Origin of the sequence: Sphingobacterium cellulitidis (genome assembly GCF_043187465.1) — a bacterium.
Lineage (GTDB): Bacteria > Bacteroidota > Bacteroidia > Sphingobacteriales > Sphingobacteriaceae > Sphingobacterium > Sphingobacterium cellulitidis.
In genome coordinates this window covers 779,948-794,461 of record NZ_CP171136.1, presented here as the reverse complement: position 1 = coordinate 794,461, position 14,514 = coordinate 779,948, and the positions used below count along the sequence as shown (strand labels likewise).

13 protein-coding genes are annotated in these 14,514 nt (G+C 38.7%); 11 read left to right on the top strand and 2 right to left on the bottom strand.

Going from position 1 to position 14,514, the window contains the following annotated elements; genetic code table 11:
* Position 1 precedes the first annotated feature (1 nt).
* Positions 2–736, bottom strand: coding sequence for an ABC transporter permease (locus ACF3OC_RS03410; RefSeq protein ID WP_094255331.1), 735 nt, complete (start codon positions 734–736; stop codon positions 2–4).
* Between the two features lie 211 nt (positions 737–947).
* Here ACF3OC_RS03410 and ACF3OC_RS03405 point away from each other — a divergent pair, with 211 nt between their 5' ends.
* Both ACF3OC_RS03405 and ispG read left to right on the top strand, forming a co-directional pair.
* A complete protein-coding gene (locus ACF3OC_RS03405; RefSeq protein ID WP_094280132.1) occupies positions 948–1,865 on the top strand; it encodes a LiaI-LiaF-like domain-containing protein in 918 nt (305 codons plus the stop codon).
* A gap of 29 nt (positions 1,866–1,894) precedes the next feature.
* Positions 1,895–3,904, top strand: a complete 2,010-nt coding sequence (gene ispG / locus ACF3OC_RS03400) for a (E)-4-hydroxy-3-methylbut-2-enyl-diphosphate synthase (protein WP_094280133.1) — start codon at positions 1,895–1,897, stop codon at positions 3,902–3,904.
* A gap of 116 nt (positions 3,905–4,020) precedes the next feature.
* Here ispG and ACF3OC_RS03395 read toward each other — a convergent pair whose 3' ends face one another.
* A complete protein-coding gene (locus ACF3OC_RS03395; RefSeq protein ID WP_179221424.1) occupies positions 4,021–4,806 on the bottom strand; it encodes an META domain-containing protein in 786 nt (261 codons plus the stop codon).
* 317 nt (positions 4,807–5,123) lie between these two features.
* Here ACF3OC_RS03395 and nuoH point away from each other — a divergent pair, with 317 nt between their 5' ends.
* From nuoH to ACF3OC_RS03350, 9 genes are all read left to right on the top strand, one after another.
* Positions 5,124–6,197 (top strand): NADH-quinone oxidoreductase subunit NuoH, encoded by a 1,074-nt coding sequence (gene nuoH / locus ACF3OC_RS03390; RefSeq protein WP_094280135.1) that lies wholly within the window; start codon positions 5,124–5,126, stop codon positions 6,195–6,197.
* A 3-nt stretch (positions 6,198–6,200) separates the two neighbouring features.
* Positions 6,201–6,761: a 4Fe-4S binding protein gene (locus tag ACF3OC_RS03385; RefSeq protein WP_094280321.1), complete on the top strand. Its 561-nt coding sequence runs from the start codon at positions 6,201–6,203 to the stop codon at positions 6,759–6,761.
* Entirely contained in the window at positions 6,761–7,303 is a 543-nt protein-coding gene (locus tag ACF3OC_RS03380; RefSeq protein WP_094255336.1) for an NADH-quinone oxidoreductase subunit J, read from the top strand. Before ACF3OC_RS03385 ends, ACF3OC_RS03380 begins: the two co-directional genes overlap by 1 nt.
* A complete protein-coding gene (nuoK, locus tag ACF3OC_RS03375) occupies positions 7,300–7,605 on the top strand; it encodes an NADH-quinone oxidoreductase subunit NuoK (RefSeq protein WP_094255337.1) in 306 nt (101 codons plus the stop codon). The genes ACF3OC_RS03380 and nuoK overlap by 4 nt, the downstream gene beginning before the upstream one ends.
* Complete coding sequence (gene nuoL / locus ACF3OC_RS03370; RefSeq protein WP_094280136.1) at positions 7,605–9,608, top strand: NADH-quinone oxidoreductase subunit L; 2,004 nt, start codon at positions 7,605–7,607, stop codon at positions 9,606–9,608. Before nuoK ends, nuoL begins: the two co-directional genes overlap by 1 nt.
* 1 nt (position 9,609) lies before the next feature.
* Complete coding sequence (locus ACF3OC_RS03365; protein ID WP_094280137.1) at positions 9,610–11,214, top strand: NuoM family protein; 1,605 nt, start codon at positions 9,610–9,612, stop codon at positions 11,212–11,214.
* Positions 11,215–11,226: 12 nt separating this feature from the next.
* On the top strand, positions 11,227–12,732 hold the full coding sequence (locus ACF3OC_RS03360) for an NADH-quinone oxidoreductase subunit N (protein ID WP_094280138.1): 1,506 nt from the start codon (positions 11,227–11,229) through the stop codon (positions 12,730–12,732).
* Between the two features lie 130 nt (positions 12,733–12,862).
* Positions 12,863–13,468: a DUF4254 domain-containing protein gene (locus tag ACF3OC_RS03355; RefSeq protein WP_094280139.1), complete on the top strand. Its 606-nt coding sequence runs from the start codon at positions 12,863–12,865 to the stop codon at positions 13,466–13,468.
* 10 nt (positions 13,469–13,478) lie between these two features.
* Positions 13,479–14,498, top strand: coding sequence for a glycosyltransferase family 9 protein (locus tag ACF3OC_RS03350; protein WP_094280140.1), 1,020 nt, complete (start codon positions 13,479–13,481; stop codon positions 14,496–14,498).
* The last annotated feature ends 16 nt before the right edge of the window (positions 14,499–14,514 follow it).

Sequence of the window (14,514 nt, the reverse complement as noted above, 5' to 3'; positions counted from 1 at the left end):
ATTACAACATTAAAGCAGTGATTAAATAGTCACATGCTAGAATAGAAATACAACCGATTACCACGGCTCTGGTACCGGCTTGTCCTACTTCCAATGCACCACCACGCACATAGAACCCTTTATAAGCAGGAACGGAGGTGATAATAAAGCCGAATACGGTTGCTTTCACCATTGCGACCACCATGGTAAAGCCATTAAATCCACCGCGGATCCCTTCGATATAATCATCAGGGGTTACAGCACCGGATAATGCACCACCCAAAAGACCGCCAATCAAGGCGCAGCCAATGGCAAAAATTACCAAGGCAGGTACCATAATAATTCCGGCAATAATCTTAGGAAGGATCAGGTATCCGGCAGCATTAATACCCATGATTTCTAATGCATCAATTTGTTCCGTTACGCGCATAGATCCGATTTGGGAGGAAATAGAAGACCCTACCTTACCCATTAATACCAAGCCAGAAATGGTTGGTCCTAATTCAAGAATATTGGAGTCCCGGTTAATTTGACCAATTACTGAGGTTGGAATCAAGTCAGACACCAACTGAAAGGCAATTTGCATCGTCATTACCGCACCAATAAAGGTAGAAATAATCACAATTAAGCCCAACGACCCCACTCCTATCTCTGTCATTTCATGGAAGATTTCCTTTAGATAAATCTTCATTTTCTCAGGTTTCCGAAAAACCTTTTTTAGTAGCAAGAGATATTCACCAAAATAATAAAATATCATACGTTGGTTTTGTTATATATTTTGTTTTTAATCAATATTTCTAACGAATGGTCCAGCAAAATGTTTTGGACGTGTTCAAGATACAAATTCTCATTGAATCTTTTCACCGACAAAACTAATTCATTTACCGAAAAAATGAAGAGTCAAGCCTATTTTCCGTTAATTAATTTGTATTATCGTAGTAGTTTTGGTTCAACAAAGCTAACAAACAATGAACAATAAAATTGCAACAGGTATATGGTTGGTATTTGCAGGATTAGTTTTTCTGCTACACAACATGAAAGTTATAGATTTCAACTTCTACGGCATTATTAACTTATGGCCCTTAATATTGGTGTCGATAGGTATAAGTCTCTTGCTTCAAGGAAGAACATATTCGAAATATATTGTCATCGCTTCCAATATTATCCTATGTGGAATTATTTTCTACAAAGGAATTACCAGCAAGGATACTTTTTATGACCGTCTTGGAAACATCGAAGTGAATACCGGTGATGATATTGAAGGTCCATTTACGCAAGTTGTTTCACAGGACTTAAGTGAAGATACCGAAACTGCAAAGTTGACGATCAATGGTGGAGCAGCAAAATACAATTTCAGCGCTGGGAAAGATTCAAGCTTGATCTTGGATGCCAAAACTGCGCAGGCAACTGCTTCCTTAAACTTACAAAGCAAGGGAGAAAAGAATGTCAGCATGGAGTTGACCAGCAAGATGAAAAACAACAAATACAACAACAGCTTGATCGAAGTTGCGCTGAACTCAAAACCGGTTTGGAATTTAGAGTTCAATGTTGGTGCTGCTGCCATCACTGGAGATTTCAAGCATATGCGTATTGGAAAGTTAGAAGTAAATTCAGGTGCTAGTTCCTTGAATTTACATCTTCCAAAGCCTTCTGATGGTGTTTGTGACATTGAGGTAAACACCGCAGCATCAAAAGTAATATTGTACTTACCTAAAGGAGCTGCTTGTCAAGTAGAAACTGACGCTTTATTCTCCAACAATAAATACGAGGATGTAGATGTTGTGATAGACGATGTCCGCAAGAGCAAGAATTTTGATCAAGAAACCAATAAGTATGATATCAAAGTTGCGGGTGCTGCAAATTCATTATCGATATTGCGATACTAAATCTGAAAATTAGCTAACTTTGCCTTGATATGGAAAGTAAGCATCTGACAACATTAGCTGGGGGATATTGCAACAGCAAGACGGAATATTCACGATTCTTTACCCGTGAGGTACAGATTGGGGATATCCCTATGGGCGGGAATAATCCGATTCGGATCCAGAGTATGACCACGGTTGACACCATGGATACCATGGGTTCGGTGGAGCAAACTATCAAGATGGTGGATGCAGGCTGTGAATATGTACGCATTACCGCACCTAGCATCAAGGAAGCTGAAAACCTAGCGAATATTAAAAAAGAACTTCGGGCAAGGGGTTATACTGTACCCTTGGTTGCTGATATCCATTTTACCCCTAATGCTGCTGAGGTAGCCGCGAGAATCGTCGAAAAAGTGCGGGTAAATCCAGGAAATTACGCTGATAAAAAGAAATTCGATCAAATCGATTATACAGATTCAGAATATCAAGGAGAGTTGAATAGGATTTACAAGAAATTCGCTCCATTGGTAAACATCTGTAAGGAATATGGCACAGCCATGCGGATTGGTACGAACCACGGTTCACTTTCCGACCGGATCATGAGCCGTTATGGAGATACTCCTGAAGGCATGGTTGAATCCGCATTGGAATTTATCCGGATCTGCGAAGATTTAAATTATTATAACCTTTGTGTTTCCATGAAATCTTCCAACCCGATGGTGATGGTGCAAGCCTATCGCCTATTGGTTGAGAAAATGGTTGCTGAAAACATGAACTACCCATTACACCTTGGGGTGACCGAAGCTGGTGATGGTGAAGATGGTCGTATTAAATCAGCGGTAGGAATTGGGACCTTGTTGGAAGATGGCTTAGGCGATACCGTTCGGGTTTCACTAACGGAAGAACCGGAAAAAGAGGCTCCAGTTGCAATTGCCTTGGTAAACAGATACAGTAAAAGAGTTAAGGAATTAGAACAATCCAAGGAAAGAGAAATTATCAAGATTGCTCCTTCCCAAGAAACGAAACCCTATACCTCACAGGAAGTAAATGCATTTATTGGTGGATCATTGGTCCCAAGAATCATTGTTGACCTATCGACAAAAAATTTAAAAGATCCTTTTATTCTTTCAGACGTAGGTTATAAATACGATGCGATCCTTGACAAGTATCATATGGGTGATCAATCTGTTGATTTTGTTTATTTAGGAGATTCCTTGCCTTCCTTTACGATGCCAGGAAATTTAAAACAATTGTATAATTACAAAACCTGGAAAGGTTTAGAAAATAAAATCAATATCCATCCCATTTATAGCATGGAGGAATTCAACACTGCTGAATTGAAAGATTCAGCCATGAATTTAATCTATGTGAGCAATGATCAATTGGAGTCGGAAGAATTTGCGAATCTTCAAATTGATAAAACAACAGTTTTTATTTTAGAGACGGATCATTTACATGGAATGGCGGATCAAAGGCAGTTTTTTGCTAACCTGCAGGAAATTGGCATTGATTGTCCGGTCATATTAAAAAGGAGTTATCCTGCTTCTGATTTTTCAGGTCCTATTGGTGACATCATGAATCCGGAGGAACCAATTTCGAAGATTCAATTATATGCGGCGACTGATTTCGGAGCCTTATTGATTGATGGATTAGGTTCAGGAATTTGGTTGGATTCAGTAGCCACTCCGACAGATAAGATTGCTTCGGTATCCTTTGGTATTCTTCAAGCGACAAGATCCAGGATTTCAAAAACAGAATATATTTCCTGTCCAAGTTGTGGAAGAACTTTATTTGACCTTCAGGAAACGACTCAAATGATCCGTAGCCGGACAAATCATTTAAAAGGGTTGAAAATCGGTATTATGGGTTGTATCGTCAATGGTCCTGGGGAGATGGCGGATGCTGATTATGGATATGTTGGTGCAGGCCCCGATAAAATTACTCTATACCGTGGTAAAGAAGTGGTAAAAAGGAACGTTTCATCAGCCAAGGCTTTGGATGAGTTGATTGACATCATTAAATCCGACGGCCTTTGGGTAGAAGAGGAAGCTGGAATATAAATAAAATATAAAGAGCAAAAGCTCTAAAGGAATCAACCAACCAATGAAGATTCCATAAAATAACAAGGGCGATGTTTGTAAAAACATCGCCCTTGTTTATCTAGATAATTGTTGTCTTATTTTACTTTTTTGAAGCGCATGGTTGCGATATCACCTACGATCAATGTTAAGGTGTTATCATTTACACTTTGAACATTCACTTTTTGCAAAGACTGAATGAATAATGGCTCGCCTTCACCTGGACATGCCATTCTTGTAGTAGCAAGCGGACCGAATTTAATATTCTTACCATTCACTGTTACAGAAGAATTGAAGGTATTACAACCTGCATTTCCAGAAACTTTAGTAGAACCGGCATCAAAAATTAGGGTAGGTTTTTTATCAGGGTACAATTCATTGAAAGGTTTCGATGAATTTGCGATATAATCTAATTCCCAAGTTCCTTCCAGACTCACTTCTGCATCCACTTTTTGGAATTTCGCCAATGGCATTCTACGACCAACGTTTAGCGATAAGATTCCATCTGCTAACGAATAGTTATTTGTTGTTTTGAATACTTCAGCTAATAATTTATCTGTTTCCATATCTTCACAAGCCATCATTGTTGACATTCCTGGTTTGAAAGATATCTGATTTGTACCTGCAATAACATATTCACCACCCATGGTATTACAACCACCTGAAGCCGAATAGCGAGATTCTTCCGCCATAAAAACTAAGAATGGTTCTTTACCATTTAATTTCTCAGGGACTTTTTTACCATTTAATTCAATTAAACGCCACTTGTTTCCAGTGATTTCAGCGAAGTCAGGATTTTGGTTCCCAGTTGTTTTCTTTGCTCCTGCACATCCTGCAAATAAAATTGTGATTACTGCTAATACACTAAAAATAGATTTTTTCATAGATAACATTGTTTAAACTACTATATAAATACCCAAAATATTTCAAAAGGTTTAAAATATTTTTAAAATTCCTTAAAATCCATATCAATAATTGGTGATTTCAGGAAAATACAGAATGATAATTCAACAGATTGTCCATTGTACCATCATATATTTTATGAGATAATGCAAATACCATGCAAGGATTCCAGGGAAGTGGGAAATAACAATATTTTAAAAAATTGCACTGAATGCTGTTCAAAATGATATTAGTTATGGCTTATTTAATGGTATTTCCTTATGTTTGTAGCTAATTAAGAATTAATCTAAAAAGAAGATTGGACAGCTTAATCTTGAATATCCTAACACCTGTAGCAATATTTTTGTTTATTGCCTTGTTTACGCTTTTTGCAGTCTATGCTGAGCGTAAGATAGCAGGTTTCGTACAGGATCGTCTTGGTCCGATGGAAACAGGAAAATTCGGGTTATTACAAACCATCGCAGATATCCTTAAATTACTTCAGAAAGAATTTATTTCTCCAGCAGCATCGGATAAGATATTATTTGCTGTCGCTCCGATTATTATTTTCGTTGCAGTATTTATTGGCTATAGTGTAGTGCCTTGGGGTCCTGATCTATTACCGTCCAATACTCATACCGGATTATTTTTTATTATGGCCGTGGTTTCCATTGATGCGATCGGGATATTAATGGCAGGTTGGGGTTCCAACAATAAATATTCATTATTGGGATCTATTCGAGCCATCGCGCAGATGATCTCCTATGAATTACCGGTAGGATTATCGTTGATCGCAGCTGTGATGATCACACAAACGTTGAATCTTAATGAAATTGCCCTCAATCAAGGGATTTGGGCAGATCAAGATATATACTTTTTAGGTTTCTGGAAGGTCAATGACATTGGGGGGATTTTATCTTGGAATATTTTCCAGGCTCCACACCTATTGATCAGTTATGCCATATTTTTCATTGCCTCCTTGGCGGAGTGTAATAGGGCACCATTTGATATTCCAGAGGCTGAGAGTGAGCTTATTGGCGGTTTTCATACAGAATATGGGGGCATTCGATTTGCCTTTTTATTTCTTGCGGAGTATGCCATGATGTTTTTGGTAGCCATGTTAGGCGTGGTTATCTTTTTAGGAGGCTGGAATACCATTTTACCAAATATTGGTGCGGTTCGATTGGCAGATTGGACAACGGGACCAATTTGGGGCGTATTATGGACTTTGATAAAATCATTGTTCATTGTTGCCGTTCAGATTTGGATACGTTGGACCCTTCCACGGTTCCGGGCTGATCAGCTGATGACTTTATGTTGGAAAATATTGATTCCATTAGCTTTCGTATGCATGGCAATATCGGGGCTTTGGCGAATTTTAATCATGATATAATTGATCTTAAAAACGACCATACAAGGAGTGGCAACGGCCTTAAAAGGACTTACTTTAACAGTGAAGCACCTTTTTAGTGCCCGAAAGGCTCGTCAATCGCTGGACATCAAAAAAGATCATTATTTTGATGAGCAGTCGGGAGTGACGACGGTTCAATATCCAAAAGTAACCATGCCTATTCCAGAGGTTGCACGGTATCAATTGGATGTAGAAATAGACGATTGTATAGTCTGTGATCTATGTGCCAAGGCATGTCCGGTGGATTGTATCACTATAGAAGCCATTAAATCCCCTGAAGCGATAGGAAAAACTTCAGACGGATCGGTAAAGAGATTATATGCTGCGGAGTTTGATATCGACATGGCAAAATGTATGTACTGTGGATTATGTACGGTTGTATGTCCGACGGAGTGTATTACCATGACCGATAAATACGATGTAGTTACCAGCAATCTTGCGGATTTGACCTATTCATTCGCAGAGATGTCGGATGCTGAGATCAAAAAACGTAAGGAAGAGTGGACGAAGTTTCAAGCTGAGAAGGAGGCAGCAAAGAATAAATAATGGAGTTAGCCATTTTTTACGCCTTTGCAGCATTGACCTTGGGCTCCGCCTTATTAGTGGTTAGCTTAAAAAACACAGCTAGAGCCTTATTCTTATTCTTCGTTGTTCTATTTGGAATGGCAGGACTATTTATTTTTGCTTTAGCGGATTTTGTTGCCATTACCCAAATTATGGTATATGTTGGTGGGGTATTGATCTTAATGATTTTTGCTTTTATGCTGTCCAACAAGGAGCTTTTGGCCGATTTGCAAAACACATCGAGTAAATTCCTTTCCCTACCTAATTGGCAAACCTTAATTCTCTGTTTGGGATTCTTAGGCGTTATGATCTATGGGATTATCGAATGGCAGGAGAATACGCCAAAATGGATTACGGAAAATATCAGAAGTGGAAACATTTTAAAATCCACTGACAACAACATCAATCAATTGGGTTTAAAGTTTATGACCCAATATATTCTACCGTTTGAGGTAATTTCCATTTTTCTATTAGCGGCTTTGATTGGGGCGGCTCATCTTTCCAGAAAGGAGGATCCGAAGTGATTACCTTGACCCATTTTCTAGTAGTATCGGCATGTTTATTTTGCATCGGACTGTACGCTATTGTAGCCAAGAGAAATGCGATCATGATTTTGGTGGGAATAGAATTTATTATCAATGCAGCGATTCTGAATTTAGTAGCATTCAGCAGGTATGATAAAATCAACTATAGCGGACAAGTTTTTGCATTATTTGCCATTGTATTAGCTGCCGCATCCGTTGCCGTAGGTTTAGCCATTATTCTAAATCTTTATAGAAAATATAAGAGTATTAACCCTGATAATATTACAGACTTAAGAGACTGATGGGGGATTTATTAAACATATCACCTATCCTGGGAAGTATTATTGTCTTAGTACTTCCATTACTTGCGTTTTTGGCGCAGGCTATTTTGGGTAAGCGGGATCAGTCTGGAAATATTGCCTTAGCCTCCATAATCCTAAGCAGCCTGTTTTCGGTGGTTTTTGTTTTTATGGAAATCTGGCGTTCAGAGCCTATCTCATCGAATTATTCCTGGTTCACGATAGGTACACATAATTTCACCATAGGTATTTTATTAAATAACCTGACGGTTCTTATGCAATTGATCGTATGTGTGATTGCATTACCTGTTCATATCTATTCGCGGTCATACATGAAAGGAGACCCCGGCATCCATCGTTATTGGATGTATTTAAGTCTCTTTTGTTTTGCGATGTTGGGATTAACGATTTCCAACAATCTCTTTATGATGTATATCTTTTGGGAGTTGGTTGGTTTTGCATCCTATCTATTGATTGGTTTTTGGTTTACGCGAGAATCTGCTGTACAAGCAAACAAGAAAGCCTTTATCATCAACCGGATTGGAGACCTAGGATTTCTATTAGGAATTGCTTCGGTATATAGCTTTTATGGAAGTTTAAACTTGGTTGAGTTATTTGGTAAGGAAGGATTATTTTATCAGACTACTGACATACCATCTGGCTGGATGACCTTTACAGGTTTATGTTTCTTTGTTGGTGCGATGGCTAAATCGGCACAATTTCCATTGCATGTATGGTTACCTGATGCGATGGAAGGTCCGACTTCAGTTTCTTCCTTGATTCATGCTGCAACGATGGTTGCTGCCGGGGTATTTTTGTTATGTACCGTATTCCCACTATTCAATGAAACAGCCTTATTGGTAATTGCTATCATTGGAACAATCACTGCATTTATTGCTGCTTATTTTGCCTTGGGGCAACGTGATATTAAAAGAATTTTGGCCTTTTCCACGATTTCTCAATTAGGGTTTATGGTAGTAGCTGTAGGTGTAGGCGCATGGGATGCTGCCATGTTTCACCTTGCGACACATGCCTTTTTCAAATGTTTACTATTCTTGGCGGCAGGAGCTGTCATTCATGAAATGCTGCATTTAAAAGAGGCCCATAATTTAGACTTCGACCCTCAGGATATCAACAATATGGGGGGATTGAGAAAATGGATGCCGAAGACCTTTATCTTGATGTTAATCGCATCATTGGCATTGGCAGGGTTTCCTCTGACCTCTGGATTTCTATCGAAAGATGCAATCTTGATTTCTGCCTTTGAATGGGCTGCGCATCATGCTGGAGTATATTTTATTATTCCAATTGCCTTAACCATAGTAAGTATTCTAACTGCATTTTATATTGGTCGATTGATATTCAAGGTTTTCTTTGGAGAGTTTAAACTTAAATTGGATAAACCGCACCTGCATGAAGCCGGTTCAACGATGATAGGCCCTATGATCTTTTTAGGGATTTGCTGTTTATTCATCGTGTTTTCATGGAATCCATTGGCTTACCATCACTCCTTTATATTAGCTGGTTTTAATGTGCAATATCCGTTTTCGGAGATGCATTCCTTACACTTGATTTTACCGGTGGTATTAACATTAGGATCGGCGATTTCTTGGGTAATCGGATGGAACTGGTATGTGAAGAACAAATACCCATTGAATCCGAACAATAGCTGGATTGAAATATCCTTAAATCAAGGTTATTTGAATGAAGGATATCAAAAAATGTTCGTGAATAGCACGTTGAGTTTGAGTAATGGCTTGTATTGGATTGATCGAAATATTGTAGATGGATTTGTGAATTTCTTAGCAGGGCTAACCAGAGGATTGGCAAATTTCAGTGCTTGGATAGATAAGAACCTGGTTGATGGTTTAGTGAATAGTATAGCTGGCACGGCGTATTACATTGGACATTTATTAAGATGGGTACAAAACGGAAGGCTACAGAACTATTTAGGTTTCGCCTTTACGGTATTATTAATTGGAATAATTTATTTGATATTAAAATAAGATGGGTGCATTATCCTTACTTATATTTTTGCCTTTGCTAGCTGTTGCAGGCATTTTGTTGCTTCCGAACCGATTGGGACAGAGCTTCAAATATATTGCTTTGCTGGTCACTTTGATTCAATTTGGATTGGCAGGTTATTTATACGCCAATTTCGAGGGATCTGCTGGAGCCTTTAATGAGGTTTCCACATATCAGTATGTGGAGCAACTACCATGGATTAGGCTGAGTTTAGGCTCCATGGGTAAATTGGAGATCGATTATTTCCTGGGCGTAGATGGTTTTTCATTGCCATTGCTCTTGCTGAGTTCCTTTGTCATGTTGATGGCTGTAGGTGCCTCATGGAATATGGAGAAAAGTAAAAAAGGATATTTTGCCTTGTTGATGCTCTTGAATACTGCAGTAATGGGTATTTTCTGTGCTTTGGACTTTTTCTTATTCTATGTATTCTACGAGGTGATGTTGCTTCCATTATACTTTTTGATTGGTATCTGGGGTGGAGCAAGAAGGGAATATGCTGCGATCAAGTTCTTTATCTACACACTATTTGGATCAGTATTTATGTTATTGGTTATTGTTGGGCTTTATTTCTCGGTTCAAAACCCACATACCGGAGCACATACTTTCAATATGTTATATTTGATGAATCCTGAGAATTATGTTCCGGGATCCTTCTTTGATTTCATAGGGAATGCCAATGAGATATTAGGGATTCCAGCGAGGATGATAGGATTTATCGTATTATTCATTGCCTTTGCCATCAAGATTCCTATTGTCCCATTACATACCTGGTTGCCTGATGCGCACGTAGAAGCACCTACACCAGTTTCGATTATCCTTGCCGGAATTTTATTAAAAATAGGTGGATACGGTGTGATTCGGATCTGTTTGGGGATTTTTCCAGATGCTATGGTAGACGCCAATTGGTGGTTAGGATTGATAGGTGTGGTATCCATAATTTATGGTGCACTGAATGCCTTGGCACAAACTGATTTGAAGCGATTAATTGCATATTCGTCGGTTTCACATATGGGATTTGTGTTATTGGGAATATCCTCCCTGACTGCGGAAGGTATTTCTGGGGCTATGTTTCAGATGTTGAGTCATGGATTTTTATCGGCAGCATTGTTCTTCTTAGTTGGAGTCCTGTATGACCGTGTTCATGACCGATATATCTACAATTTTAGAGGATTGGCTAGCATTATGCCTAAATATACAGCCTATGTGGCGATTGCATTTTTTGCTTCACTAGGTTTACCAGGGTTTTCAGCGTTTATCGGTGAGGCCTTTGTCATTATTGGGACCTTTAATGCTGAAAGTATGCAGACTGGAATTCCACGATGGATGGCTATTTTCGGATCCTTGGGAATTCTGATGAGTGCGGCATACTTCCTTTGGACCTTACAACGTATGTTTTTTGGACAAACACGATTAAAAGGTGGAGAAACCTGGGTTGCCGAATTAACGGATTTAAATAAAAGAGAACAGATAATCTTATTTCCAACTTTAGCATTAGCCTTATTATTAGGAGTGATGCCATCCTTGGTTTTTGGGGTATTAAACAACTCCGTGTTGAGTTTATTGGATTTGGTTACAGCATATTTGTAGGGATTTAGGGAAATGAACGATTTTGCTTTTCAAGTTTCGGACCATATAGATCAGATTATTCGATCGGTACCCTTGTTCAAGGTTGAGTTAACCCTGTCCATTGGTTTTCTATTGAGTATCGCTAGTACCTTATTTTTTGATAAGTATTGGAAGCATTCATCCTTCTTTATCAGTCTTTTGAGTATAATCGCGTCTACGGTCATATTATTTTCCCAACATGATTATGCAAACTACGGCTTCTATGGGATGTTGACCATTGATAAGACCGCTTATTTTGCGAGGCTTTTCATTGCATTTGGTCTATTTATTTCGGCAATATTTATTCAACAATATTTCCAACAAAGGGAATTTACTCGTCGGAAGGGCGATTTATATAGTATTTTATTAGCTGCGGGTATTGGGATGAACCTGATTTCGATGACCACACATTGGTTATTGGCATTTATTGCCATTGAAATGGTTTCCATAAGTTCCTATATCATGGTAGGCTATTTCTCAGAAAATAAGAAGCAGGCTGAGGCAGCAATGAAATATGCCCTCTTTGGATCTGCTTGTTCAGCAGTCATGCTCTATGGTCTTTCATTGGTTTATGGATTTACAGGGGATTTAAACTTTGCGAGTCCGAGACATATTCAAGGATTAATTGCTGCTCCAGAGGTGATGTGCAGTATCGCCCTATTGTTTGTTTTTACAGGGATAGGTTTTAAATTAAGTTTTGTTCCCTTCCACCTGTGGGCACCAGATGTATATGAGGGAGCAGCGACTCCAGTAACAGCATTTCTATCCACGGTTCCTAAAATAGCGGCGATTATCTTGATGAGTCGATTGGCTGCAGCCTGGATCAGTACTCCATTCTTCTTCTCGGAATTAACCTTTATGTTTATTTCCGTGGTCGCCATCGTGACCATGTTATTTGGTAATCTGATTGCATTGCGACAAACAGATATCAAAAGGATGATGGCTTATTCCTCCATTGGACATACTGGTTTTCTGTTGATGGCCATTATTGGATATACCAATGGTCAGCAGGATATCCTCTTCTATTATATCTTCATCTATGTTTTGATGAACCTGGGAAGCTTTGCCTTTATTGATGTATTGGAACAAAAATTAGGTAGCACTTCCTTATCTTCCTATACAGGATTGGGTAAAAAACTACCTGTTATTTTCACTTGCTTTTCCATTCTGGGTATTTCATTGGTGGGAATCCCTCCTACTGCGGGATTTGTCGGAAAGCTATTGGTTTTTAGCAGTATCTTTGAAATCTATCAAAATAGCACAGATTTAATCTTTTTATGGTTATTAATCATTGGCGCATTAACTTCAGTGATATCCTTATTCTATTATTTTAAAATCCCTCTTTTCGCCTTCTTAAAATCAAATAAAGAAGAAGAAATTCAGCCCAAGGAGAATTACAGTAAGACGATGTTGGTTATTGGGGTAATTTTAACCATTTCAATAATCGTATTGGGTTTATTCCCGAGTATTTTCTTAAAGTATTTAGCTATTGGCAATTAGTTTCTTAAGATTTAATTATTGAATCTTTCTCAAAAAATAAAGTAGGCATATCCCTTAAATTAGTATCGTTTTTAGGAGGTTTTGAAGGCATCCAATGCCAACTACTAAATAGTAAATACTATATTTGTACATGATCTCTTCAATAGCAAACAACATTTTTCAGCAGGTAATTGAAGATTACCATGTTCACGATAAGATTGACCAGCCGATTGTGAATCCATACAGCCGCGAGAGCTTGGAGCATTTATTATATTTAAAATGCTGGATTGATACTGCTCAATGGCACATGGAAGATGTGGTCCGAAATCCGAATATTGATCCTCGTGAGGGTTTATACTGGAAAAGAAGAATTGACAGACAAAATCAAGAACGTACCGATACCGTGGAATTTATTGATAGTTATTATTTGCAGGAATTCAAGGATGTCGTTGCGCAACCTGATGCAAAGATCAATTCTGAAAGTCCGGCATGGGCAATTGATAGGCTTTCGATTTTGGCTTTGAAGATTTATCATATGGGGCAAGAGACCTTGCGTACGGATGTGTCTAAAGCACATCAGGAGGCTTGCCAGGTAAAGTTGAATATCCTGTTGGAACAGCGCAAGGATTTATCACAAAGTATCGATGAGTTATTGAGTGATATTCAAGGCGGCAAGAAATATATGAAGGTGTACAAGCAAATGAAGATGTACAACGACCCGAACTTAAATCCTGTACTATACGGGGCACAGAAATAATTCATTGGAAATGAGGCGTATCCTGGTCACTAGATTTTCAGCAATGGGTGATGTAGCCATGGTTGCTTCAGTTTTAAGGGAATTTCAAGAACAGCATACGGACACTGAGATCATTATGGTTTCACGTCCGTTTTTTTCTGCCTTTTTTGAAGGGATTCCAAGGGTTATTTTTCATCCCATTGACCCCAAAGGAAAGCATAAAGGAGTAACAGGACTTGTCAAGTTGTTCAATGAATTAAAAAAATATAAGGCTGCACAGGTTGCTGACCTACATAATAATATCAGGTCTAGGTTTTTGGATCTCCTTTTCAAAACTGCCGGATATCAGGTTCGGATTTTGGATAAGGGAAGACCGGAAAAGAAAGCCTTGACAAGAGACAAAAACAAAGTTTTTAAACCTTTGAAGCTAACAACGGAACGCTATGCGGATGTTTTTCGATCATTGGGTTACCGCATCGAACTAAGTCATCAACTTCAAAAGCAACATCGGTTAATTCCGCAAGGAATGATGCCGATCTTGGCATCAAATTCCAAGAAGGTTGGTATTTCTGCTTTTGCGCAACACAGTTACAAAGTTCTACCTTTTGAGAAAATGGCTACCGTAATCAACGCGTTGGCTGAATTAGGCATTGAAGTTGTACTATTTGGCGGTGGCTCCAAGGAAAAGGAAATAACAGAACATTGGGCAGAAGGATTTCCAAACGTTCATTCTGTGGTTGGGAAATATAAGCTGAGTGAAGAGCTTGATATTATTGCACATTTGGATTTAATGATCAGTATGGACAGCTCAGGAATGCACATGGCCTCATTAATGGGAGTTCCTTGTATTTCAATCTGGGGAGCAACCCATCCTTATGCGGGATTCTTGGGTTATGGTCAATTACCGGAAGATTGTGTTCAGGTTGAACATCCAAATAGACCAAACTCGGTTTATGGCAATAAATCTTGCTTGTGCGATGGTGTTGAGGCCATTGACTTGGTAAGTAGTGAGATGGTTGTGGAAAGAGTGAAGGGAAAAATAGAAGAATAGTAGCAAATTAGGATTA

What these genes read in the sequence shown, in the direction of transcription:
- ACF3OC_RS03365 (WP_094280137.1), top strand. Translation starts at nt 9,610, where the DNA reads ATGGGTGCATTATCCTTACTTATATTTTTGCCTTTGCTAGCTGTTGCA.
- ispG (WP_094280133.1), top strand. Translation starts at nt 1,895, where the DNA reads ATGGAAAGTAAGCATCTGACAACATTAGCTGGGGGATATTGCAACAGC.
- nuoL (WP_094280136.1), top strand. Translation starts at nt 7,605, where the DNA reads ATGGGGGATTTATTAAACATATCACCTATCCTGGGAAGTATTATTGTC.
- ACF3OC_RS03410 (WP_094255331.1), bottom strand. Translation starts at nt 736, where the DNA reads ATGATATTTTATTATTTTGGTGAATATCTCTTGCTACTAAAAAAGGTT.
- ACF3OC_RS03405 (WP_094280132.1), top strand. Translation starts at nt 948, where the DNA reads ATGAACAATAAAATTGCAACAGGTATATGGTTGGTATTTGCAGGATTA.
- ACF3OC_RS03380 (WP_094255336.1), top strand. Translation starts at nt 6,761, where the DNA reads ATGGAGTTAGCCATTTTTTACGCCTTTGCAGCATTGACCTTGGGCTCC.
- ACF3OC_RS03360 (WP_094280138.1), top strand. Translation starts at nt 11,227, where the DNA reads ATGAACGATTTTGCTTTTCAAGTTTCGGACCATATAGATCAGATTATT.
- ACF3OC_RS03350 (WP_094280140.1), top strand. Translation starts at nt 13,479, where the DNA reads ATGAGGCGTATCCTGGTCACTAGATTTTCAGCAATGGGTGATGTAGCC.
- ACF3OC_RS03355 (WP_094280139.1), top strand. Translation starts at nt 12,863, where the DNA reads ATGATCTCTTCAATAGCAAACAACATTTTTCAGCAGGTAATTGAAGAT.
- ACF3OC_RS03395 (WP_179221424.1), bottom strand. Translation starts at nt 4,806, where the DNA reads ATGAAAAAATCTATTTTTAGTGTATTAGCAGTAATCACAATTTTATTT.